This window comes from Mesorhizobium sp. ISC25 (assembly GCF_042295465.1).
Classification (GTDB): domain Bacteria; phylum Pseudomonadota; class Alphaproteobacteria; order Rhizobiales; family Rhizobiaceae; genus Mesorhizobium.
Map to the genome: position 1 here is coordinate 3,600,919 of NZ_CP135441.1, position 20,203 is coordinate 3,621,121.

The 20,203-nt window shown below is 64.1% G+C and carries 15 protein-coding genes and 1 pseudogene; 4 read left to right on the plus strand and 12 right to left on the minus strand.

Going from position 1 to position 20,203, the window contains the following annotated elements:
* From RQ479_RS17930 to RQ479_RS17950, 5 genes and pseudogenes are all read right to left on the minus strand, one after another.
* A pseudogene (locus tag RQ479_RS17930) lies at positions 1 to 1,073 on the minus strand (imelysin family protein).
* Positions 1,073 to 2,680: a di-heme oxidoredictase family protein gene (locus tag RQ479_RS17935; RefSeq protein ID WP_376702043.1), complete on the minus strand. Its 1,608-nt coding sequence runs from the start codon at positions 2,678 to 2,680 to the stop codon at positions 1,073 to 1,075. The pseudogene RQ479_RS17930 and the gene RQ479_RS17935 overlap by 1 nt, the downstream one beginning before the upstream one ends.
* Positions 2,681 to 2,692: 12 nt before the next feature.
* Positions 2,693 to 3,178, minus strand: a complete 486-nt coding sequence (gene bfr / locus RQ479_RS17940; RefSeq protein WP_023676883.1) for a bacterioferritin — start codon at positions 3,176 to 3,178, stop codon at positions 2,693 to 2,695.
* A complete protein-coding gene (locus RQ479_RS17945) occupies positions 3,144 to 3,455 on the minus strand; it encodes a (2Fe-2S)-binding protein (RefSeq protein WP_376702044.1) in 312 nt (103 codons plus the stop codon). Before RQ479_RS17945 ends, bfr begins: the two co-directional genes overlap by 35 nt.
* Before the next feature lie 55 nt (positions 3,456 to 3,510).
* Positions 3,511 to 4,803, minus strand: a complete 1,293-nt coding sequence (locus RQ479_RS17950) for an imelysin family protein (RefSeq protein WP_376705968.1) — start codon at positions 4,801 to 4,803, stop codon at positions 3,511 to 3,513.
* Positions 4,804 to 5,224: 421 nt separating this feature from the next.
* Here RQ479_RS17950 and RQ479_RS17955 point away from each other — a divergent pair, with 421 nt between their 5' ends.
* Positions 5,225 to 6,478 carry an NAD(P)/FAD-dependent oxidoreductase gene (locus RQ479_RS17955; RefSeq protein WP_376702045.1) on the plus strand — a complete coding sequence of 418 codons (1,254 nt, stop codon included), beginning with the start codon at positions 5,225 to 5,227 and terminating at the stop codon, positions 6,476 to 6,478.
* A gap of 1 nt (position 6,479) precedes the next feature.
* Here RQ479_RS17955 and RQ479_RS17960 read toward each other — a convergent pair whose 3' ends face one another.
* The gene (locus RQ479_RS17960; protein ID WP_376702046.1) at positions 6,480 to 7,757 is read right to left on the minus strand and encodes a 4-aminobutyrate--2-oxoglutarate transaminase; all 1,278 of its coding nucleotides are present in this window, start codon (positions 7,755 to 7,757) and stop codon (positions 6,480 to 6,482) included.
* A 413-nt stretch (positions 7,758 to 8,170) separates the two neighbouring features.
* On the opposite strand from RQ479_RS17960, the gene RQ479_RS17965 reads away from it, so the two are divergent.
* From RQ479_RS17965 to RQ479_RS17975, 3 genes are read left to right on the plus strand one after another with little or no spacing between them, the layout of a single operon-like run.
* A complete protein-coding gene (locus RQ479_RS17965) occupies positions 8,171 to 9,154 on the plus strand; it encodes an efflux RND transporter periplasmic adaptor subunit (protein ID WP_376702047.1) in 984 nt (327 codons plus the stop codon).
* On the plus strand, positions 9,151 to 10,239 hold the full coding sequence (locus RQ479_RS17970) for an efflux RND transporter periplasmic adaptor subunit (RefSeq protein ID WP_376702048.1): 1,089 nt from the start codon (positions 9,151 to 9,153) through the stop codon (positions 10,237 to 10,239). The genes RQ479_RS17965 and RQ479_RS17970 overlap by 4 nt, the downstream gene beginning before the upstream one ends.
* Positions 10,236 to 13,340, plus strand: a complete 3,105-nt coding sequence (locus tag RQ479_RS17975) for an efflux RND transporter permease subunit (RefSeq protein WP_376702049.1) — start codon at positions 10,236 to 10,238, stop codon at positions 13,338 to 13,340. The genes RQ479_RS17970 and RQ479_RS17975 overlap by 4 nt, the downstream gene beginning before the upstream one ends.
* Positions 13,341 to 13,388: 48 nt before the next feature.
* On the opposite strand, the gene RQ479_RS17980 is transcribed toward RQ479_RS17975, so the two are convergent.
* From RQ479_RS17980 to RQ479_RS18005, 6 genes are all read right to left on the minus strand, one after another.
* On the minus strand, positions 13,389 to 14,135 hold the full coding sequence (locus tag RQ479_RS17980) for an ABC transporter ATP-binding protein (protein ID WP_376702050.1): 747 nt from the start codon (positions 14,133 to 14,135) through the stop codon (positions 13,389 to 13,391).
* Complete coding sequence (locus RQ479_RS17985) at positions 14,132 to 14,965, minus strand: ABC transporter ATP-binding protein (RefSeq protein WP_376702051.1); 834 nt, start codon at positions 14,963 to 14,965, stop codon at positions 14,132 to 14,134. The genes RQ479_RS17980 and RQ479_RS17985 overlap by 4 nt, the downstream gene beginning before the upstream one ends.
* A complete protein-coding gene (gene nikC, locus RQ479_RS17990; RefSeq protein ID WP_376702052.1) occupies positions 14,962 to 15,882 on the minus strand; it encodes a nickel transporter permease in 921 nt (306 codons plus the stop codon). The genes RQ479_RS17985 and nikC overlap by 4 nt, the downstream gene beginning before the upstream one ends.
* A complete protein-coding gene (locus tag RQ479_RS17995) occupies positions 15,879 to 16,946 on the minus strand; it encodes an ABC transporter permease (protein ID WP_376702053.1) in 1,068 nt (355 codons plus the stop codon). Before RQ479_RS17995 ends, nikC begins: the two co-directional genes overlap by 4 nt.
* 18 nt (positions 16,947 to 16,964) lie before the next feature.
* Complete coding sequence (locus RQ479_RS18000; RefSeq protein ID WP_376702054.1) at positions 16,965 to 18,608, minus strand: ABC transporter substrate-binding protein; 1,644 nt, start codon at positions 18,606 to 18,608, stop codon at positions 16,965 to 16,967.
* Positions 18,609 to 18,809: 201 nt separating this feature from the next.
* The gene (locus tag RQ479_RS18005) at positions 18,810 to 20,087 is read right to left on the minus strand and encodes a lytic murein transglycosylase (RefSeq protein ID WP_376702055.1); all 1,278 of its coding nucleotides are present in this window, start codon (positions 20,085 to 20,087) and stop codon (positions 18,810 to 18,812) included.
* Positions 20,088 to 20,203: the final 116 nt, after the last annotated feature.

Here is a 20,203-nt window from a genome sequence, read left to right on the forward strand (position 1 = left end):
TCAGTCGCCATCCAGTGACGAGAACCCGGCGGTCAGGCCGAATTCGGCGGTCAGCCTGGTGCCGATCAGGGTCGTCAGGCTGGATGTCACCAGGGAGAAATAGTCGAGCTTGCGGCGCAGCGCCGGATCGGCAAGTGCCTTGTTAATCGGACCCCTGATCGACTTGGCCGCCTCAATCCCGTTGGTGAGCTGGATGTGGACCGATTCCGCTATCCAGCGCGCATCGGGCGGCAGCGCGTCACCAAGCTGCGAGGCCTGGAACAGCGCGTCCATGCCCGCCAGATTCCCGGTCAGCGAGCGGGCGGTGTTTTGCGAGCGCCAATAGATCGCCTGTTTCGGTTTGTCGGCCTCCGGCTTGGCGCCCAGGAAGCCCTTCAGACGTACGTCGCGGACCATTTCCAACTCGTTGATGAAGACGCCGACCAGTTCGGTCACCGCTTCGGTGCCGTCGTGGTAGAGCGTGTTCTGCGGACCCGGATTGGCCCAGAGCGCGGCAAAGCCGTCGGGCTTGGTCCAGGCATCGCCGACCTCGCCGGCGATTGCCTCGATATTGCCGGCAATGGCCGCGCCATAGGCGCAGCGATAAGCGTCGTCCCTACCGGCCAATTGACCGGCGCCGTCGCCATGGAGCACGAATTCCAGTGCGCCGAGCCCTTGCATGGCGACGCTCTTTGTCGCCAGCTGGGCCGGATCGGCGGCTGTCGGATCCTTGCCGGCAAGTCCTGCCTGCACCTGCTTCAGGCCGATGCTCTTGCGGTCCGGCCAAAACAGCATGCGCTCGAGCCGGTTGTTTTCGGAGATCGGGCCGAAACGGACGATTTCCACCACCGACCAGGCATCCACGACACCCGAGAATTCTGCGCGCGCCGCATCGAGATTGTCTTGCGAGGGCGCCTGGCAAAGCGTGTGCATTGCCTCGGTCAAGCTGTCCGCATGGTCATGCAGCCTGGCATAGGCCGGGCGGACGAAGCCGTCGATCGCCCGCTGGATCACATCGAAGCCTTCACCGCGGCGGATGCCGGCAGCGCACCGGCGAGGACCAGCATCAGAGCGAGTGCAAGACGCTTCCGCATCAGAGCGACTCCAGAAACTTGATCAGCGCGGCGCGGTCGGCCGCATCGGCAGCGGCGAAGCGGTCACGCGCCTTCTGGCCCTCGCCGCCATGCCACAGGATTGCCTCGGCCAGGCTGCGCGCGCGCCCGTCATGCAGGAAGAAGATGTTGCCGCTGACGGTCTGGGTGAGCCCGATGCCCCACAGCGGCGGCGTGCGCCATTCGCTTCCCGTGGCCTCGCCCACCGCCTGTCCGTCGGCAAGGCCGGGTCCCATGTCATGCAGCAGGAAATCGGAATAAGGCCAGATCAGCTGGAAGGCCTGCGCCTTGTTCGGGGTGCCGCGACGGGTGACGAATTTCGGCGTATGGCAGGAGATGCAGCCCATATCGTAGAACAGTTTTTTGCCGGCGAGCACATCCGGTCTGTCGAGATCGCGCCGGGCCGGCACGGCAAGGTTTTGCGAATAGAAGGTAACGAGGTCCATGACCGGCGGTGGAGCTTCGACCGGACCGAGGCGCTCCTTCACACCGTTGGGTAGGGCAAGGCAGGTCTTTTCTGCGGCGGTGCAATCGCCCCAGTGCTTCGGCACCTCAGGCGTCGAAATGCCGATATCGCCGGCAAAAGCGTCCGCCGATTGCTGGCGGATCGATGCCGCCTGCGCCTTCCAGCCGAAACGGCCGAGCGTCAGTTCACCGCTGCTGCCGTCGCGTATTATGTTGGGCCTGCCGGAAATCCCGTCACCATCGCGGTCGGCCGCATCGGCACGCGCAAGGATGTCGGCAGGAGCGATCCGCTCGACCAGGCCAAGGCCGATCATCGGCGGTGTCATGCGCGGCGACAGCGTGGTGTGTGGATCGAGCGGCCCGTAGGCGAGACCCTCGACCGAATAGCTCGGCTTGCGCAGCCACACGGTGCTGCCGTCTGCCAGTTTTACTTTTTGCTCCTGATAATCGACATGCATCCTGCCTTCGCCCTGCAAGCCGGGAACGGCCAGCTCCTGAAGTTGTGCGCCATAGACCGGGTCGGGGAAGTTGAGCACCTTGTGATCGGCGAGCGCGGCCTTCTCCTCCTCGCTACTGGCTTCCCTTGCCAGGCGCAGGAACATCGAGGTGGTGCCGCTGTCGCCTTCGGGCGGATGGCCGCGACCGTCCTTCAGATGACAGTTCTGGCAGGCGCGCTCGTTGAACAGCGGACCGAGCCCATCCGAGGCCTGCGTCGAGGATGGCGACGACACCCAGTTCTTGCGGAAAATGGCGTTGCCGAGCTTGAAGGTACCCTCTTCCTCGAAGCTGATGTTGGCAGAGGATTGCGAGAAGGCGTCCTTGTTGACGTCCTTCTTCGAGGTGCCGGCGCCGCCCTGCATCAGCTCGAATTGCTCGGGCTTGGAGAAATCGCCGGTCGGCTTGGTGATGGCGATGACGCGCGCCAGATCCTTCGGTGTCAGATCGGTGCGGCTGGTGGCAAGCCCCGCCGGTTGCGGCGCCCCGGCCAGCGCCGAGGCCGTGAGCGTCGCCACCACGGCAAGAAAGGCGCCGCGAAGGATACCGTATCGCGGCTTCTTCTGAGGCGGCAGGCCGCAATGCTCGGCCGGCCGTAAGCGGCGCATGAAATCTAGGGGGCGCCGCATTCCGGCATATCCTTATTCCGCCTCGTCGGCCGACGCCGCGTTGAGCTGGCCGTACTTTTCCTCGCCGATCGAGGCGAGCAGGTCGAGTTGTGTCTCGAGGAAGTCGATATGACCTTCCTCGTCAGCCAGCAATTCCTCGAACAGCTTCATCGTCACGTAGTCGCCTGCTTCGTTGCAAACCTCGCGCGAACGCTTGTAGGCGGTGCGCGCGTCATATTCGCCGGCAAGATCGGATTCGAGCACTTCCTTGACATTCTGCCCGATGCGCAGCGGCGCCACGGACTGCAGGTTCGGATGGCCCTCGAGGAAGATGATGCGCGCCACGAGCCGGTCGGCATGGTGCATTTCCTCGATCGATTCAGCGCGTTCCTTCTTCGCCAGCTTGGCGTATCCCCAGTCTTCCAGCAGCCGGAAATGCACCCAGTATTGATTGACCGCCCCAAGTTCCAGAAACAGAGCCTCGTTAAGCCGCTCTATGATCTGCTGTTCGCCTTTCATGGGTTCTGCTCCCGTATTGGATGCGCAGGCCTCTGACGCGATCCAGGTGTGAAACGATGTCCACGCCGCTCGCCGCCGAGCGGGCGTGGTAATTTTCGGTGACCCGAATGATCGTTTCGACCACATTTGGGAAGCAGCCGCAACAGCGACCGCGCTTGTGCATGGTATGATAGACCTTCGCCGGCACGATCAGCTGCCAGGGGTCCTCATCCAGCAGTCCGACGATCGTCTGCTCTATCTCCTTTTCGGTGATGATGTTGCAATGGCAGATCAGCATTTGTCGCTCTGGCTAACGGCGCTTCGTTGCGCCGCGTGGCTGGTGGTTTCGAAGTTTACTGGAACACCTTGTCCGGTGAATCGAGGCTGTCCGAGCCCTCGAAGGCTATGGCATTGAGCTTCAGGGTACCGACGGCGCGTTCGATCGACTTGGTCTGATCGACCAGCGCGTCGATCGCCGCCTGCACGTTGGCGTTGCCTTCGGCGTTGCCCTCTCCGATCTGCTGGTCATAGGCCTCGCCGGCGAGCACCCGCGCCTTGATGTCCTCCATCTTGGCGATGGTGACATCCAGCTTAGCCGACAATTCCTTGTCGATCGCCGGATGGGCCTGCTTGACCATGTCGGCCACCGACGGCCCCTCGACGACAGTGCCGTCAAGCCGCGTGTAGCTGCCGTGATAGGCGTCACGGATGCCGATCGCGTCATAGAGATGGGAGTTGTAGGTGTTGTCGGAGAAGCAATCGTGCTCCTCTTCCGGATCGTGCAGCAAGAGGCCGAGCTTCATCCGCTCGCCGGCGAGCTCGCCGTAGGACAGCGAGCCCATGCCGGTGAAGATGATCGAAATGGCGGCATTCTGCTCGCCATCGACAAGGTTCCTGCGGGCGGCGCCGCCTTCCTTCCAGTCGTCAACCATATTCTTGAGATCGGAAACCAGAAGGTCGCTCGCCGACTTCAGGTATTGCGCACGGCGGTCGCAATTGCCGCCGGTGCAATTGGCGAGGTCGTAATCGGTGTAGGGCCGCTCGCCGGCGCCCGGACCGGTGCCGTGCAGGTCTTGCCCCCAAAGCAGGAATTCGATGGCGTGATAGCCGGTCGCCACATTGGACTCGATACCGCCGGCCTCCTGCAGGGTGCCGGAGAGGAACTCCGGCGTCAGATTGGTGGCGTCGACCTTCTTGCCGTTGATCTCGATCGACTTGTTGGCGATCACATTGGCGGTGTAGAGCGCGTTGGCGTCCGACTCGGTGCCGTAGCTCTTGGCAACATAGTCGATCAAGCCTTCGTCGAGCGGCCAGGAGTTCACCTTGCCTTCCCAGTCGTCGACGATGGCATTGCCGAAGCGATAGACCTCGGTCTGCTGATAGGGAACGCGCGATGCCTTCCAGGCATCGCGGGCGGCGTTCAGCGTTTCGGCCGATGGCTTGGCGAGCAGCGCATCGACAGCCTTGTCGAGAGCCTCGGCCGTGATCAGCGAATCCTCGTATTTGGCGAGCGCGATGTCGGAATAAGTCTTGATGACCGCCTTGGCATCGGTTTGCGCCTTGGCCGGCAACACGAACACCGCCGCTGTAAGCATCGCGGTGGCGCCGATCGCCGCAAGCCTGCCGCCATACCGCGCCGTGATCATCGTTCTCATGACTGTCTCTCCTCGGGAATCAATGAAATGCCGGCGCCGCGGCGGGCAGTTGCCAGCGGGCAGAAGGGCCGCGCCATCGCGCGGTTCGCGGAAGAAAGACACCGAGATGCCTCCAATCGAAAGGGTTCAAGGCCCAGACATCAAAGGGATGCGCTGACGCGCGAGCTTCCATAAAACGGCGAAGACGCCGGATGTCAACTGGTGGCGTAGAAAAAATTCAATTGAAACAACAGTTTAGAATTATTCTAAACTAGAACTGTCAACTTTAACGCCGACGTATCAGGAATGCCGGCGCATGACGCAGTTGACAGGCGGCCGTTCCGGGTGCGACCCGGATCGGCGCTCTTGCGGCGGCGCCGGACAATCGCCACCTGGCGGGACGTCCTAGATTTGGATGAGGAATCGGGCTGTTATGAAGAACGGGGTCGTCATTGTCGGTGCGGGTCATGCGGGCGTGCAAGCGGCCGCCAGCCTGCGCGAAGAAGGCTATGACGGGTCGGTGATCCTGATCGGCGACGAAAACGAATTGCCCTACCATAAGCCGCCGCTGTCGAAGACCTTCATCAAGGATCAGCAAGCAAAGCCGCAGCCGTTGCGCGGCGAGGCTTTTTATACCGGCAGCACCATCGACTTCCGGCCAGGCATCCGGATCGAGCGGATCGACGTAGGCGGCCGCCGGCTGGAGATATCGGGCGGCGGCGTGCTGCCGTTCGACCGGCTTGTCCTCGCCACCGGCGCGCGGCCGCGCCTGTTGCCGCTGCCGGGTTCGGAGCTTTCCGGCGTTGTGTCGCTGCGCTCGCTCGGCGATGCCCGCCTGATCCGCGAATTGAGCGCGCAGAGCGAGGAGGTCGTCATCCTCGGCGGCGGCTTCATCGGCCTGGAGATTGCCGCAACGCTCACCGCGGCCGGCCGCAAGGTTGCGGTGGTCGAAGCCGTCGACCGGCTGCTCGGCCGCGCCGTGGCACCGGTCATCGCCCGCCATGTGCGCCAGCGGCTGGAGGCCACCGGTGTGCGCATCCTTACCGGCACCACCATCGAACGGCTGGAGGACGAGAACGGCCGTGTTTCGGTTGCTATCACCTCATCCGACGAAAGATTGCCGGCGCAGATGGTCGTCATCGGCATCGGCGTCGTGCCCAATGTCGAATTGGCCGAAGCCGCCGGCATTGCCATCGCCAACGGCATCCGCGTCGACCAGCAGATGCGCACGTCCGTGCCGGAAATCCTCGCCATCGGCGATGCCGCCTCCTACCGGCACTGGTTCACCGGCGGCGATGTGCGGCTGGAATCGGTGCAGAACGCCACAGACCAGGCGCGGCTCGCCGCGCGCACGATCGTCGGCCACGCCGACAATTACTCGGCGGTGCCGTGGTTCTGGTCCGATATCGGCGACATGAAGCTGCAGATGGTCGGCCTGATTTCGGGCGGCGACAGCCATGTCGTGCTGGGCGACGTGGCCGAGAACAAATTCTCCATCTACCACTATGCCGGAAGCCGGCTGCTCGGCATCGAATCGGTCAACCGGCCGGGCGACCACATGCTTGGCCGCAAGATGCTCGGCGCCGGCTTTTCGCCGTCGCCGCAGATTGTCGCGACCGGGCCTGATGGACTGAAGGCGGCGCTCGCCGCATTCCAGCAGTCAGAGCCGGCAAGAGTGGCCGGATAGTTCAGGCGGCGCGGGCGGCGCGGATCGAGCTTTCCACGATATCGAGCGCCTCGTTCATGACGGCGTCCTGGATGGTGATCGGCGCGAGGAAGCGGATGACGTTGCCGTAGACGCCGCAGGTCAGCAGGATCAGGCCCTTGTCGAGCGCCTTCAGCCGGACCGCATTGGCGAGTTCCGGCGACGGCAGGCCCTTCGTCACATCGTTGAACTCGACCGCGTTCATGAAGCCGGGTCCTCGGATATCGACGATCTCAGGCGCTTCGTCGCGGATCGATTGCAGGCGCTGCTTCAGACGGTTGCCTAGCGTGTTGGCGCGGTAGCAGAGCTTCTCCTCATCGATGACGTCGAGCACGGCATGCGCCGCGGCGACGCCGATCGGGCTGCCGCCATAGGTGCCGCCGAGCCCGCCGGGATTCGGCGCATCCATAATCTCGGCACGCCCGGTGACCGCCGCCAACGGGAAGCCGCCGGCCAGGCTCTTGGCCATGGTGGTGATGTCGGCTGCCACCTCATGGTGGTCCATGGCGAACATCTTGCCGGTGCGGGCAAAGCCGGTCTGCACCTCGTCGGCGATCAGCAGCATGCCGTGCTGGTCGCAGATCTTGCGCAATGCGGCCATGAAGTCGCGCGGCGCCTCGTAGAAGCCGCCCTCGCCCTGCACCGGCTCGACGATGATGGCGGCGACGCGGGCCGGATCGACATCGGCCTTGAACAGCCGGTCGAGCGCCGCCAACGAATCGGCGACCGACACGCCGTGCAACGCAACCGGGAACGGCGCATGGAAGACATCGGCCGGCATGGCGCCGAAGCCGACCTTGTAGGGCACGACCTTGCCGGTCAGCGCCATGCCCATGAAGGTGCGGCCGTGGAAGCCGCCGGAAAAAGCGATGACCGCCGGCCGGCCGGTGGCGTTGCGGGCGATCTTGATGGCATTCTCCACCGCCTCGGCGCCGGTGGTGACGAAAATCGTCTTCTTGTCGAACTTGCCGGGCAGCATACCGTTCAGCCGTTCGGCCAGCCGGATATAGCTCTCATAGGGCACGACCTGGTAGCAGGTGTGGGTGAAGCGGTCGAGCTGCGCCTTGACCGCTTCGATCACCCTGGGGTGACGGTGGCCGGTGTTGACGACGGCGATGCCGGACGAGAAATCGATGTAGCGGCGGCCTTCCACATCCCAGATTTCCGAGTTTTCGGCGCGATCGGCATAGATCTGAGTGGTCATGCCGACGCCGCGCGAAATCGACTGGCTCTTGCGTTCGGAAATGGCTGAATTTGTCATCGTACCCCTCACCGGGCCGGCGCCCGCTCTCGTTTGATGGCTGTTGAGACTCTTCTGACCTTATTTCACGCTTTCCTCAAGTTGGCACTGGCGGCGGGCGATTGGGCCTGCCGCCGATGCGTTAACTGGCGAGCCTAACCCAACCGCCTATACGCGTACGAGAAGAGGTTTCCTTTTTGCGGGGATCAATTATCCTCGCCATTGTCCGCGCCGTCTTGCTACAGAGGGCGGTCCACGCGGTTGAGGGAGTTATGAGCAGGAACGCGACATTGTCCGTCTCGCCGCCGTCGGTCAAAACCCCCAGCCATTTGTCTTTTCCTGCCTCCACAATTCTAGCCTGCGCAATGGCAATGCTGCCTTTGCTTTTGGCCGGTTGCCAGAAGCAGGAGGCCGCCGCGAAGAAACTGCCAGTCATGGTCCTCACCGAGACCGTGGCGATCGCCAACTATGCGCCAAGGACTTCGCTCACCGGTGTGATCGCGGCGCGCACGCTAAACAATCTTTCGTTCCGGGTCGGCGGCCGCGTCGCCGAACGGCTTGTCGACGTCGGGAAGCATGTCGATCAAGGTACCGTGCTCGCCCGCATCGATCCGCAGGAACAGGAATTCGACTTGCGCTCGGCGCAGGCCGATCTCGACGCCGCGCAGGCGCAATTGACCCAGGCCGCCGCCGCCTTCGAACGGCAAAAGACACTGCTTGCCCAGGGCTACACCACGAGGCGCGACTATGATGCGGCCGAGCAGGCGTCGAAGGTGGCGCGAGGCAGCGTCGATGCCGCTCAGAGCGCGCTCGCCAATGCAAAAGAGGACCTTTCCTTCACCGAACTCAAGTCGGGTGCGGCAGGCGTGATCACAGTGCGCCAGGTCGAAGCCGGGCAGGTGGTGCAGGCGGCGCAGACCGTCTTCACCCTTGCCGAGGACGGTGACCGCGATGCGGTCTTCAACGTAGAGGAAACGATGGTAGCAAAGACGCCGGCAGCACCCGCGGTGACAATCACGCTGTTGTCGGATCCGCAGATCAAGGCGATGGGCAAGGTGCGTGAAATCTCGCCGGCGGTCGATCCGACTTCAGGCTCGATCCGGGTCAAGGTCGCCATTCCCGACACGCCCGCGGGCATGCCGCTCGGCGCGGCCGTCATCGGGTCGGTCAGCGCCCAGCCGTCGAAGGCCGTCATCGTGCCGTGGCAGGCATTGACCTTGAGCGCGGGCAAGCCGGCCGTCTGGGTCGTCGATCAAGCGACCAAGGCGGTGGCAGCGAGACAGGTGGAGGTGCTGGCCTTCGGATCCGGCTCGGTCATCATCGACAGGGGGCTCGAGGCAGGCCAAACGGTCGTCACTGCCGGCGGCCAGTTGCTCAGCCCCGGCCAGACCGTCGAGATAGCGGGAGCGGAGCAATGAACCGGCTCGTGCGCAGCCCTGCCCCGCTTGTTCCTGCCCTGTTTGGGCTCGTGCTCGGCGCCTGCTCGCAATCGGAAGAGAAGCCGCCCGAGATCATCCGGCCGGTGCTGTCGATGGTGGTCGAGCCCCGCACCGTAGAGACCTTCGGATTCGCCGGATCTGTCGAACCGCAGTTCAGCGCCGACCTTGCCTTCCGCCTGCTTGGCCGGGTCGTCGCCCGCGATCTCAAGGTCGGCGATATCGTCACCAGGGGCACGACGATCGCGGCGCTCGATCCGACGGCGCTGGAGCTTGCCGTGCAGGCGGCGAAGGCAGAACTCTCCAACGCGCAGGCGCAATTTGCCAATGCCGCTGCCAGCGAGGAGCGCCAGCGCCAGTTGCTTGTCGCCGCTAACACCTCGCAGGCCGTCTTCGACGCCGCGCGGCAAGCCAGGCAGGCCGCCGCGGCCGGTGTCGAGCGGGCCAATGCGGCGCTGGCCAAATCGCAGGAACAGCTTGGCTATACCAGGTTGTTCTCGGACTTCGATGGCGTGGTCACCGCCGTCGGCGCCGAGGTCGGCCAGACGGTCTCGCCCGGCCAGACCGTCGTCACGGTGGCGCGCTCTGACCCGCGTGAAGCAGTCGTCGACATTCCCGACCAGTTGACCCGCGATCTCGCCTTCGGCACCCCCTTCCAGATCATCCTGCAATCGCTGCCGACGATACGCAGCGACGCCAAGCTGCGCGAGATCGCCCCGCAGGCCGAAGGTTCGACCCGCACGCGCCGCGTCCGGCTGACGCTCATCGATCCGCCGCCGGCATTCAGGCTTGGTTCGACTGTGACGGCGACCCGCATTGCCAAGATCACGCCGACGATCGAGTTGCCGCTGTCGGCGCTGCTGGAGAAGAACGGCAGAGAAAAGGTCTGGATCGTCGACCAGCAGACGTCGAGCGTGCGTGCCCGCGACATCAAAATTGCCGCCAAGGGTGCCGCCACTTTCACCGTCGCCGAGGGCCTCAATACAGGCATGCGCGTCGTCACCGCCGGCGTCCACAGCCTGACCGAGGGACAGAAGGTCAAGATCTCTGAGGGAGAGGCCATATGAAGGGCTTCAACCTCTCCGACTGGGCGCTCAGCCATCGCTCGCTGGTGTGGTATTTCATGCTGGTCTTCGTCGTGGCCGGCGTCTTTGCCTATCTCAATCTCGGCCGCGAGGAAGACCCCGCCTTCACCATCAAGACCATGGTCATCCAGGCCAACTGGCCGGGCGCATCGGTCAACGAGACGGTGCGGCAAGTGACCGATCGCATCGAGAAGAAGCTCGAAGAGCTCGACAGCCTCGACTATACCAAATCCGTCACCTCTGCCGGCAAGACCGTCATCTTCGTCAACCTGAAGCCGACGACCAAGGCGCGCAATGTCGTGCCGACCTGGCTGCAGGTGCGCAACATGGTCAACGACATCTGGGCGCAGTTTCCCCAAGGCGTGCAGGGACCATTCTTCAACGACCGCTTCGGCGACGTCTACGGCAACATCTATGCCTTCACCGCCGACGGGCTGACGCCGCGCCAGTTGCGCGACTATGTCGAGGATGTCAGGACAAAGATCCTGACCGTGCCGAATGCCGGCAAGGTCGATCTGGTCGGTGCCCAGGACGAAGTGATCTACCTCGAATTCTCGACCCGCCAGATCGCGGCCCTCGGCCTCAACCAGCAAGCGATCGTGGCCAGCCTGCAGGCGCAGAACGCAATCACCCCATCCGGCGTCATCCAGTCCGGGCCGGAGCGCATCAGCGTGCGCGTCAGCGGCCAGTTCACCTCGGAAGAGAGCCTTCGCGCCATCAATTTGCGCGTCAACGATCGCTTCTTCCGGCTGAGCGACGTGGCGACGATTTCGCGCGGCTATGTCGACCCGCCGACGGCGTTGTTCCGCTTCAACGGGCAGGACGCGATCGGCCTCGCCATCGGCATGAAGCCTAATGCCAATCTGCTGGAGTTCGGCGAGGCCCTGCACGAGGAGATGAACAAGGTGCTGGCCGACCTGCCGGTCGGCGTCGGCGTGCATCTGGTCGCCGACCAGCCTGTCATCGTCGAGGAGGCGGTTTCCGGTTTCACGCGCGCCCTGTTCGAGGCGGTGGCCATCGTGCTTGCCGTGTCCTTCATCAGCCTCGGCATGCGCGCCGGCTTCGTCGTGGCGCTGTCGATCCCGCTGGTGCTGGCCATCACCTTCACTGTCATGGCCTATCTCGGCATATCGCTGCAGCGCATTTCGCTCGGCGCACTGATCATCTCGCTCGGCCTTCTTGTCGATGACGCCATGATCGCGGTGGAGATGATGGTGGCTCGGCTGGAGGTCGGTGACAATCTGCGCAAGGCGGCGACCTATGTCTACACCTCGACCGCCTTTCCGATGCTGACCGGCACGCTGGTGACGGTCGCGGGCTTCATCCCGATCGGCCTCAACAACAGCGCCGCCGGCGAATACACTTTCACGCTGTTCGTCGTCATCGCCGTGTCGCTCCTGGTGTCATGGATCGTCGCGGTGCTGTTTGCGCCGCTGCTCGGCGTCACCATCCTGCCGGCGACGATGAAGCAGCACCATGAAAAGCCCGGCCGCTTCACCGCGCTGTTCCGGCGCGTCCTCGTCGGCTCGGTGCGCCATCACTGGCTGACCATCATCGCCACGGTGCTGTTGTTCGCGGCGTCGCTGGCCGGCTTTGGCCTCGTCCAGCAGCAGTTCTTTCCACCATCCGACCGTCCCGAACTGATCGTCGACTGGAATCTGCCGCAGAACTCCTCAATTGCCGAGACCCGGGACCAGATGGAGCGGTTCGAACAGCGGGCGCTGGTCGGCAATCCCGATATCGACCACTTCAGCTCCTATATCGGCCAGGGCGCGGTTCGCTTCGTGCTGGCCTATGACGTGCAACCGGCCAATCCCTATTTCGGCCAGACCGTCATCGTCACCAAGAGCATCGAGGCGCGCAATCGGGTCAAGCCGGCACTCGAAAAGCTGCTGCGCGACGAGTTCGTCGGCACCGACGCCTTCGTCAAGCCGCTCGAACTCGGGCCGCCGGTCGGGCGGCCGGTGCAGTACCGCGTCGGCGGTCCTGACGTCCAGACGGTACGGAGACTGGCGCAGGAATTCGCCGGCATCATTTCCGCCAATCCGCAGCTGGCCGCACCCACTTTCGACTGGAACGAACCCGAGCGCGTGCTGAGGGTCGACGTGCTGCAGGACAAGGCGCGGCAACTCGGTATCACTTCTTCGGATATCGCCAGCGCGCTGAACAGCACGGTTGGCGGCTCCACCATCACCCAGGTGCGAGACGCGACCTATCTGATCAATGTGGTGGCCCGTTCGCGCGAGGCCGAACGGGGTTCGATCGGCACACTGCAGAACATGCAATTGCCAACCGGAACCGGCGAGGCGATCCCGCTGGCCGCTGTGGCAAACTTCCGCTACGAGCTCGAACAGCCGACGGTGTGGCGCCGCGACCGCATCCCGACCATCACCGTGCGCGCCGGGCTGGTCGGCGACGTGCTGCCCGCCACCGTGGTCAACGAGGTGAAACCGTCGGTCGACGCCTTCATCGCCAAATTGCCACCGGGCTATTCGATCGCCACCGCCGGCTCGGTCGAGGAAAGCGCCAACAGCCAGGGGCCGATAGCCGCCGTGGTGCCGCTGATGCTGTTCATCATGGCGACCATCCTGATGGTGCAGTTGCAGAGCTTCCAGCGCTTGTTCCTGGTCGTGGCGGTGGCGCCGCTCGGCCTGATCGGCGTGGTGGCCGCGCTGGTGCCGAGCGGGGCACCGCTCGGCTTCGTTGCCATCCTCGGCGTGCTGGCGCTGATCGGCATCCTGATCCGCAATTCTGTCATCCTGATCGTCCAGATCGAGGATCTTGTGAACGAGGGCAAGGACCGCTGGGCCGCCGTCATCGAGGCGACCGAGCATCGCATGCGGCCGATCGCGCTGACGGCGGCGGCCGCGAGCCTGGCGCTGATCCCGATCGCACGCGAAGTGTTCTGGGGGCCGATGGCCTATGCCATGATGGGCGGCATCATCGCCGGCACGGCGATCACACTGCTGTTCCTGCCAGCGCTCTATGTGACGTGGTTTCGGATCAAGGAGCCGAAAGGAACGCCTGAAAACGAGGAGAGCGCAAACGGTGGCGACGAGGTTCCTATAGGCAGCGTGGCCTGACCGCACGGTTGCGAATTGAGTCGCAGCACGTGGAATAGAAAGATACCGCTAAGCCCTCACGAACCCCTCGCTTGCCCTCAGCAAATTGCGCGTATAATCCTTGGTGACACGGCGTTCGACAAGATCGTCCGCGGTCAGATTCTCCATCGCCTCGCCGTTCTGCATCACCATCAGCCGCTCGCACATGTGAGTGATGATGGCGAGGTCGTGGCTGACCATCAGGAAGGTCAGCTTGCGCCGCCGCCTGATCTCTTCCAGCAGGTTCAGCACCTCCGCCTGCACCGAAGCGTCGAGCGCCGAGGTCGGCTCGTCGAGCAGCAGGATCGACGGTTCCAGAATCAGGGCGCGCGCGATCGCCACGCGCTGGCGCTGGCCGCCCGACAATTGATGCGAATAACGGAAGCGGAAGCCGGTGCCCAGGCCGACCTCGTCGAGTGCCCGCTGGATGCGCTTTTCGCCGTCGGCGAAGCCGTGAATGGCGAGTGGCTCCTGCAGCAGGCGGTCGACGGTCTGGCGTGGGTGCAGCGAGCCGTACGGGTCCTGGAACACCATCTGCACCTCGCGATAAAACGCCTTGTCGCGGCGCGCGCCGAGCGTTTTGCCGTTGACGGTCATGGTGCCTGATGCGGCCGGCGCCAGGCCGGCGATTGCCCTGAGCAGCGTCGACTTGCCGGAGCCGGACTCGCCGACGAGGCCGAAGGATTCACCGGATTCGACTTCGAGACTGACGCCTTTCAGCGCGCGGAAGCGGTCGAACATCACCTCCAGCCTGTCGACGGAAAGGGCTGCCGTCATGCCGCCCACTCCGGCTTGCGGTCGAGTACCGGCAGCGGGTGGCGGTCGGCGCCGATCTTGGGCATGCAGTTGAGCAGGCCGCGCGTATAGGGATGCTGGGCGCGGCCGAGTTCCGAGGCCTTGAGCTGTTCGACCACCTTGCCGGCATACATGACGATGACACGATCGCAGAAAGACGAGACCAGGCGCAGATCGTGCGAGATGAAGATCAGCCCCATGCCGCGCTCGCTGACCAGCCGGTCGAGGATGCCGAGCACGTCGAGCTGCACGGTGACGTCGAGTGCCGAGGTCGGCTCGTCGGCGATCATCATTTCCGGCCCGGCGATCAGCATCATGGCGATCATGGCACGCTGGCCCATGCCGCCGGAGACCTCATGCGGATGCAGGTCGAAGACACGGGCCGGATCGCGGATCTGCACAGCCTCCAGCATGGCAAGCGCGCGGTCTCGAGCTTCGGCCTTGGAGACCTTCTCATGCGTGCGCAGCGTCTCGACGATCTGGCGGCCAATGCTCATCACCGGGTCGAGCGAATATTTCGGATCCTGCAGGATCATGGCGATACGCTTGCCGCGGAGCGCGCGGCGCTCGCGCGGCGAGGCGACCAGCAGGTCGATGCCGTCAAAAGCGAGCGTCTTCGCGGTCACCTCGGCCTGCGGCGGGGTGACGCCCATGATGGCGCGGCCGGTCTGCGACTTGCCCGAACCGCTCTCGCCGACGATGCCGAGCCGCTCGCGGCCGAGCGAGAAGGAAACGCCGCGCACCGCCTCGATCAGGCCGGTGCGCGTCGGGAAGGTGACGCGCAGGTCGTCGACGTCGAGAAGCGTGCTCATTGGTCAACGCTTCGGGGGTCGAGTGCGTCGCGCAGGCCGTCGCCGAGCAGGTTGAAGCCGAGGCTGACGATGAGGATGGCAAAGCCCGGCGCTCCCGCAACCCACCACTGGTCGAGCACGAAGCGGCGGCCCGATGCGATCATCGCCCCCCATTCCGGCAGCGGCGGCTGCGCGCCGAGGCCGAGGAAGCCGAGGCCGGCGGCGGTCAGGATGATGCCGGCCATGTCGAGCGTCACCCGGATGATCAGCGAGGAGATGCAGAGCGGCATGATGTGGCGAAGCACGATGCGGAACGGCGAGGCGCCCATCAGCTGCACGGCCTTGATGTAGTCCGAATTGCGCACCGTGAGCGTTTCGGCGCGCGCGATGCGGGCATAGGGCGGCCACGAGGTGATGGCGATGGCAAGCACGGCATTTTCGATGCCGGGGCCGAGCGCGGCGACGAAGGCCAGCGCCAGGATCAGCTTCGGAAAGGCGAGAAAGATGTCGGTGATGCGCATCAGGATCGCATCGGTCCAGCCGCCGGCATAGCCGGCAACGGTGCCGACCAGCAAGCCGATCGGCGCGGCGATGATGGCAACCAGAATGACGACGTACAGCGTCCAGCGCGAGCCGAAGATGATGCGCGAATAGATATCGCGGCCGAGATCGTCGGTGCCGAACCAGTGCGCGGCACTCGGCGCCAGCAGCCGCGAGCCCTTGAGGTCGCCGAACGTCGGCGAATAGGGCGCCAGCACATCGGCGAATGCCGCGACCACCAGCAGGGCGATGATGATGAGCAGGCCGGCAAACGCCAGCCGGTTGGCGGAGAAGCGCCGCCAGGCCACATAGGCGCGGCCGAGCCTTGCCTGCACGCGCGACGCCGGCCGCTCGCTGAGCAGCCAGTCGCGGCGGGTTTGAATCGCTTCGGTGCTCATCCCGCCTTGGTCCTTGGGTCAAGCACCCGGTAGAGCAGGTCGGAGAATAGGTTGATGGCGATGAAGACCGAGCCGATGATGATGGTGCCGCCAAGCACGGCATTCATGTCGGCGTTCTGCAGCGAGTTGGTGATGTAGAGGCCGATGCCCGGCCACGAAAACACCGTCTCGGTCAGCACCGAGCCTTCGAGCAGCCCGGCATAGGACAGAGCGATCACCGTAACCATCGGCACCGCAGCGTTGCGCAGCGCGTGACCCCAGATGATGCGCGTTTCCGACAGGCCCTTGGCGCGCGCCGCGACGATGTATTCCTGGGTGAGTTCGTTCAGCATGAAGGAGCGGGTCATGCGGCTGATATAGGCGAGCGAGAAATAGCCGAGCAGCGAGGCCGGCAGGATGATGTGGCGGAAGGCATCGGCAAATACGTCCCACTGCCGCTGCCAGAGTGCATCCAGCAGGTAAAAGCCGGTAACCGGCGTGAACGTGTATTCGTAGACGACATCGAGGCGGCCGGGAAAGGCGACCCATTGCAGCTTGGCGTAGAACAGCACCAGCGCCAGCAGTCCCAGCCAGAAGATCGGCACGGAATAGCCGACAAGGCCGATGATGCGCACGACCTGGTCGATGATGCTGCCGCGCCGCACCGCGGCGAGCACGCCGAGCGGCACGCCGATCACCGAACCGATCAGTGTCCCCAGCGTCGCCAGTTCGAGCGTCGCGGGAAAGGCGCGGCGAATATCGGTCATCACCGGATTGGTGGTCAGCACCGAGGTGCCGAAATCACCGTTCAGGGCATGTTTGACATAGATGTAGAACTGCTCGACCAGCGGCAGGTCGAGGCCCATCTCGCGGCGCGTGCGTTCGACGACGTTGGCCGGCGCCCGGTCGCCGAGCACCGCCAGCACCGGGTCGATCGGGATCACGCGGCCGATGAAGAAGGTCACCGCGAGCAGACCGAGATAGGTCGTTATCGCGATGACCAGGAACCTGGCGATCGATGAGGCCACGGCAACGGCGCGGGCGCCGCCGCGCCCTGCCATCGCTTCGCTTTCAGCCACACTCATACGGCGCGTCCGCCGCCGTCACTCCTTCGAGACGGGGCCGACGAAGTTGGTGTCGAAGCTCGGGCCGAGGGCAAAGCTCTTGAGGTTCTTGCGCAGGCCGGCCACTTCCAGCTGCTGGTGGATGATGACGAACGGGCTGGTATCGAGGATCTTCTTCTCGAGATCCTGGTACATTGCGGCGCGCTTGGCCGCGTCCTTCTCGAGCAGAGCCGCTTCGGTCTGCTTGGTCAGGTCCGGAATGTCCCAGGCGTTGCGCCAGGCCAGCGTCTTGGTCTTGCCTTCATCCGAATTGTCGGGGTTGCTGGCAAAGGTCTGGGCGTTGGAGTTCGGGTCGAAATAGTCCTGGCCCCACTGGCCGATATAGATGTCGTGGTTGCGGGCGCGGTATTTGGTCAGCGTCTGCTTGCCGTCGCCGGGGATGATCTCCAGCTTGATGCCGGCCTGTCCCAGCGTCTGCTGGATGGATTCCGCCATGCCCGTCGTCGGCTGCCCGGTGCGCACGTCCATGGTGACGCTGAAGCCGTCGGCGAGACCCGCCTTGGCAAGCAGTTCCTTGGCCTTGGCGACGTCCAACTTGAACGGGTTCTCGTCCAGTTCGCCGAGCACGCCCTTGGGCAGGAAGGTCTGGTGGATCTCGCCGATCCCCTTGAGGATGGTCGAGCTCAAGGCGTCGTAGTCGACCAGATATTTGAAGGCCTGGCGAACCTCGGGCTTGGCGAGATTCGGGTTCTTCTGGTTGAGGCTGATATAAAAGACCGTGCCCTTCGGTGCGCTGGTGGTGGTGAGGTCGGCATTCTTGGCGATCGCATCGAGGTCGTTCGGCTCGAGATTGCGGGCAACGTCGATGTCGCCGGCTTCCAGCGCCAGACGCTGGCCGGAGCTTTCCTTCATGTTGCGATAGATGACGCGGGCAAGCTTGGCCTTTTCACCGTTGTAATTGTCGTTGCGCTCGAGGACGACGGCCTCGTTGGCGCGCCATTCGCGCAGCTTGAAGGCACCGGAGCCGGCATAGCCGGTCTTCAGCCAGGCATTGCCGAAATCATTGTCCCATTTGTAGTCGGCGCTCGGCGTGACCGCGGCGACATGCTCCTTGACCAGCTTGGCGTCGACGACCGAGGCGACCGTCGCCGACAGGCAGTTCAGCACGAAGCTCGGCGCATAGGCCTTGTCGACGGTGAACTGGAACGTCGTATCATCAACAGCCTTGGCCTTCTCGGTGACGTTGCCGCCATCGATGCCGAACTGGCCGATAATAAAGGCCGGGCTCTTGTCGAGCTTGATGGCGCGCTCGAACGAATAGGCGACGTCCGCCGCCGTGATCGAATTGCCGGAAGCGAATTTGAGGCCGGGCTTGAGCTTGAATGTGTAGGTCAGGCCATCGTCGGAGACGCTCCAGCTTTCCGCGAGATCGCCCTTGACTTTGGAGGTGTCGCTGAGGTCGAGGCGCACCAGAAGATCATAGGTGTTGCCGGTGACTTCGGCGGTCGACAATTCGAATGCCTCGCCCGGATCCATGGAGATGATGTCGTCGATGGCGAAACCCTCGACCAGCGTGTCGGCGGGCGTGACCGCGAAGGCAGGCGCACCGGCCAGAAGCAGCGCGGACATTGCCGCGCCCGCGAGCAAGAAGCGGGAGCGTAGAGCAAACTTTTCCATCATCATTTTAACTGTTCCCTGTTTTTGTTGACCTGAGTTCCCGGCTCAGGGTTGTGGCATTTCTTGCCGCGTCGAACGGTGATCCCCGGACCGTTGTCTAGGCAATTTTTTGTGCAGTTCCGGCTCACCATATCCGGCGGTTTCGAGCGCGGCAACGAGCATTTGCAGAACGGTTGATTGGGCCAGACCGGCGGTGCGAAAACCCGGCTATTTCAGCGCGGTAACCAGGTCGGCGTCGGGAAAGCAGGTAGCGGAACGGCCGTTGCTGGCCTGCCATTTGCCGATCGAGCGGCGCGTCTTGAAGCCGGGCAGGCCGTCGGCGCTGCCGACATCATAACCCTTTGCCTCCAGCGCCCGCTGCAGGGCGGCGATGTCGGAGCGGTAGAGCCCGCCGACCGCGCCCCAATTGCCCGAGAAATTGCTGTCGCCATGGGCGATGCGATCGGCGCCATGGCCGATGAACAGAGCATAGAGATCGCTGGTGTTGTACTGCTTCAGCACATAGAAATTGGGGGTGACAATGAAGGCCGGGCCGCTACGCCCGGCCGGCATCAAAAGAAAGCCCTCGGCTTTCAGTTCGCTCGCCGGGAACGGTTTGCCCGACACGCGCTTGATGCCCATATCAGCCCATTGCGAAATCTTCCTGCCCTGGTCGGGACCTTCGAGGGAGCACGAGACGCTGTCCGGCACCGTCACCTCGAAGCCCCAGCCGCGGCCCCTGATCCAGCCATAATGCACGAGGTAATTGGCGATCGATGCCAGTATGTCGGGCGTCGAATTCCAGATGTCGGTGCGGCCGTCGCCGTCGAAATCGACGGCATGCTTCAGAAACGATGTCGGCATGAACTGCGGCTGGCCAAGCGCGCCGGCCCAGGACGATTTCATCGCGTCGACCGGAGCAAGGCCGCGCTCGACAATCTCGAGCGCCGCCAGCAGCTCGGTGCGGAAGAACGCCTTCTTCGTCGACATGAACGCCTTGGTGCCCAGCACCTCGAAGGCGTCATAGGGCAGCTTTGCCGCGCCGAAGCCGCTCTCGCGGCCCCAGATCGCCAGCAGCACTTCGCCGGGCACGCCATACCGTTTCTCAATTGCGGCAAGCGTGCTGGCGTTGGCCGCCTCGCGGGTGCGGCCGCCGGCGGTCACCGTACGGACTATCTTTTCGGCGAAATAGGCGCCGGGCGAACCGAATTCGGCCTGATGCTGTTTCTGCGGCGTCGTCGCCTTCTCGCCCGGCTTCACCACATCGGGCAGCTTGAGGTTCGGCTTGACGCCGTCGAAGGCGGCATCGAAGGTTTTCCTGGAGATGCCTTTGGCCTTGGCTTCGGGCCAGAGGTCGTTGCCAAGCCAGGCGCGGAACTGGTCGTCGATCTTTGCCGCGGAGGCCGGGGTGGCGACGAGGAAGGCGGCAAGGGCTGCGAGAAGAAACGCGACGGCTATTTTGTGAAAGCAGCGATCCGTCCCACCCCCCTCTGTCCTGCCGGACATCTCCCCCGCAAGGGGGGAGATTGGCTGTCGCCTCTGCTTCCGCCAATTTTCGACGTTGAAAAATTGGCGGCGAGATTGACGCTGCCGATCTCCCCCCTTGCGGGGGAGATGTCCGG

What these genes read in the sequence shown, in the direction of transcription:
- RQ479_RS17935 (WP_376702043.1), bottom strand. Translation starts at nt 2,680, where the DNA reads ATGCGGCGCCCCCTAGATTTCATGCGCCGCTTACGGCCGGCCGAGCAT.
- bfr (WP_023676883.1), bottom strand. Translation starts at nt 3,178, where the DNA reads ATGAAAGGCGAACAGCAGATCATAGAGCGGCTTAACGAGGCTCTGTTT.
- RQ479_RS17945 (WP_376702044.1), bottom strand. Translation starts at nt 3,455, where the DNA reads ATGCTGATCTGCCATTGCAACATCATCACCGAAAAGGAGATAGAGCAG.
- RQ479_RS17950 (WP_376705968.1), bottom strand. Translation starts at nt 4,803, where the DNA reads ATGATCACGGCGCGGTATGGCGGCAGGCTTGCGGCGATCGGCGCCACC.
- RQ479_RS17955 (WP_376702045.1), top strand. Translation starts at nt 5,225, where the DNA reads ATGAAGAACGGGGTCGTCATTGTCGGTGCGGGTCATGCGGGCGTGCAA.
- RQ479_RS17960 (WP_376702046.1), bottom strand. Translation starts at nt 7,757, where the DNA reads ATGACAAATTCAGCCATTTCCGAACGCAAGAGCCAGTCGATTTCGCGC.
- RQ479_RS17965 (WP_376702047.1), top strand. Translation starts at nt 8,171, where the DNA reads ATGGTCCTCACCGAGACCGTGGCGATCGCCAACTATGCGCCAAGGACT.
- RQ479_RS17970 (WP_376702048.1), top strand. Translation starts at nt 9,151, where the DNA reads ATGAACCGGCTCGTGCGCAGCCCTGCCCCGCTTGTTCCTGCCCTGTTT.
- RQ479_RS17975 (WP_376702049.1), top strand. Translation starts at nt 10,236, where the DNA reads ATGAAGGGCTTCAACCTCTCCGACTGGGCGCTCAGCCATCGCTCGCTG.
- RQ479_RS17980 (WP_376702050.1), bottom strand. Translation starts at nt 14,135, where the DNA reads ATGACGGCAGCCCTTTCCGTCGACAGGCTGGAGGTGATGTTCGACCGC.
- RQ479_RS17985 (WP_376702051.1), bottom strand. Translation starts at nt 14,965, where the DNA reads ATGAGCACGCTTCTCGACGTCGACGACCTGCGCGTCACCTTCCCGACG.
- nikC (WP_376702052.1), bottom strand. Translation starts at nt 15,882, where the DNA reads ATGAGCACCGAAGCGATTCAAACCCGCCGCGACTGGCTGCTCAGCGAG.
- RQ479_RS17995 (WP_376702053.1), bottom strand. Translation starts at nt 16,946, where the DNA reads ATGAGTGTGGCTGAAAGCGAAGCGATGGCAGGGCGCGGCGGCGCCCGC.
- RQ479_RS18000 (WP_376702054.1), bottom strand. Translation starts at nt 18,608, where the DNA reads ATGATGATGGAAAAGTTTGCTCTACGCTCCCGCTTCTTGCTCGCGGGC.
- RQ479_RS18005 (WP_376702055.1), bottom strand. Translation starts at nt 20,087, where the DNA reads ATGTCCGGCAGGACAGAGGGGGGTGGGACGGATCGCTGCTTTCACAAA.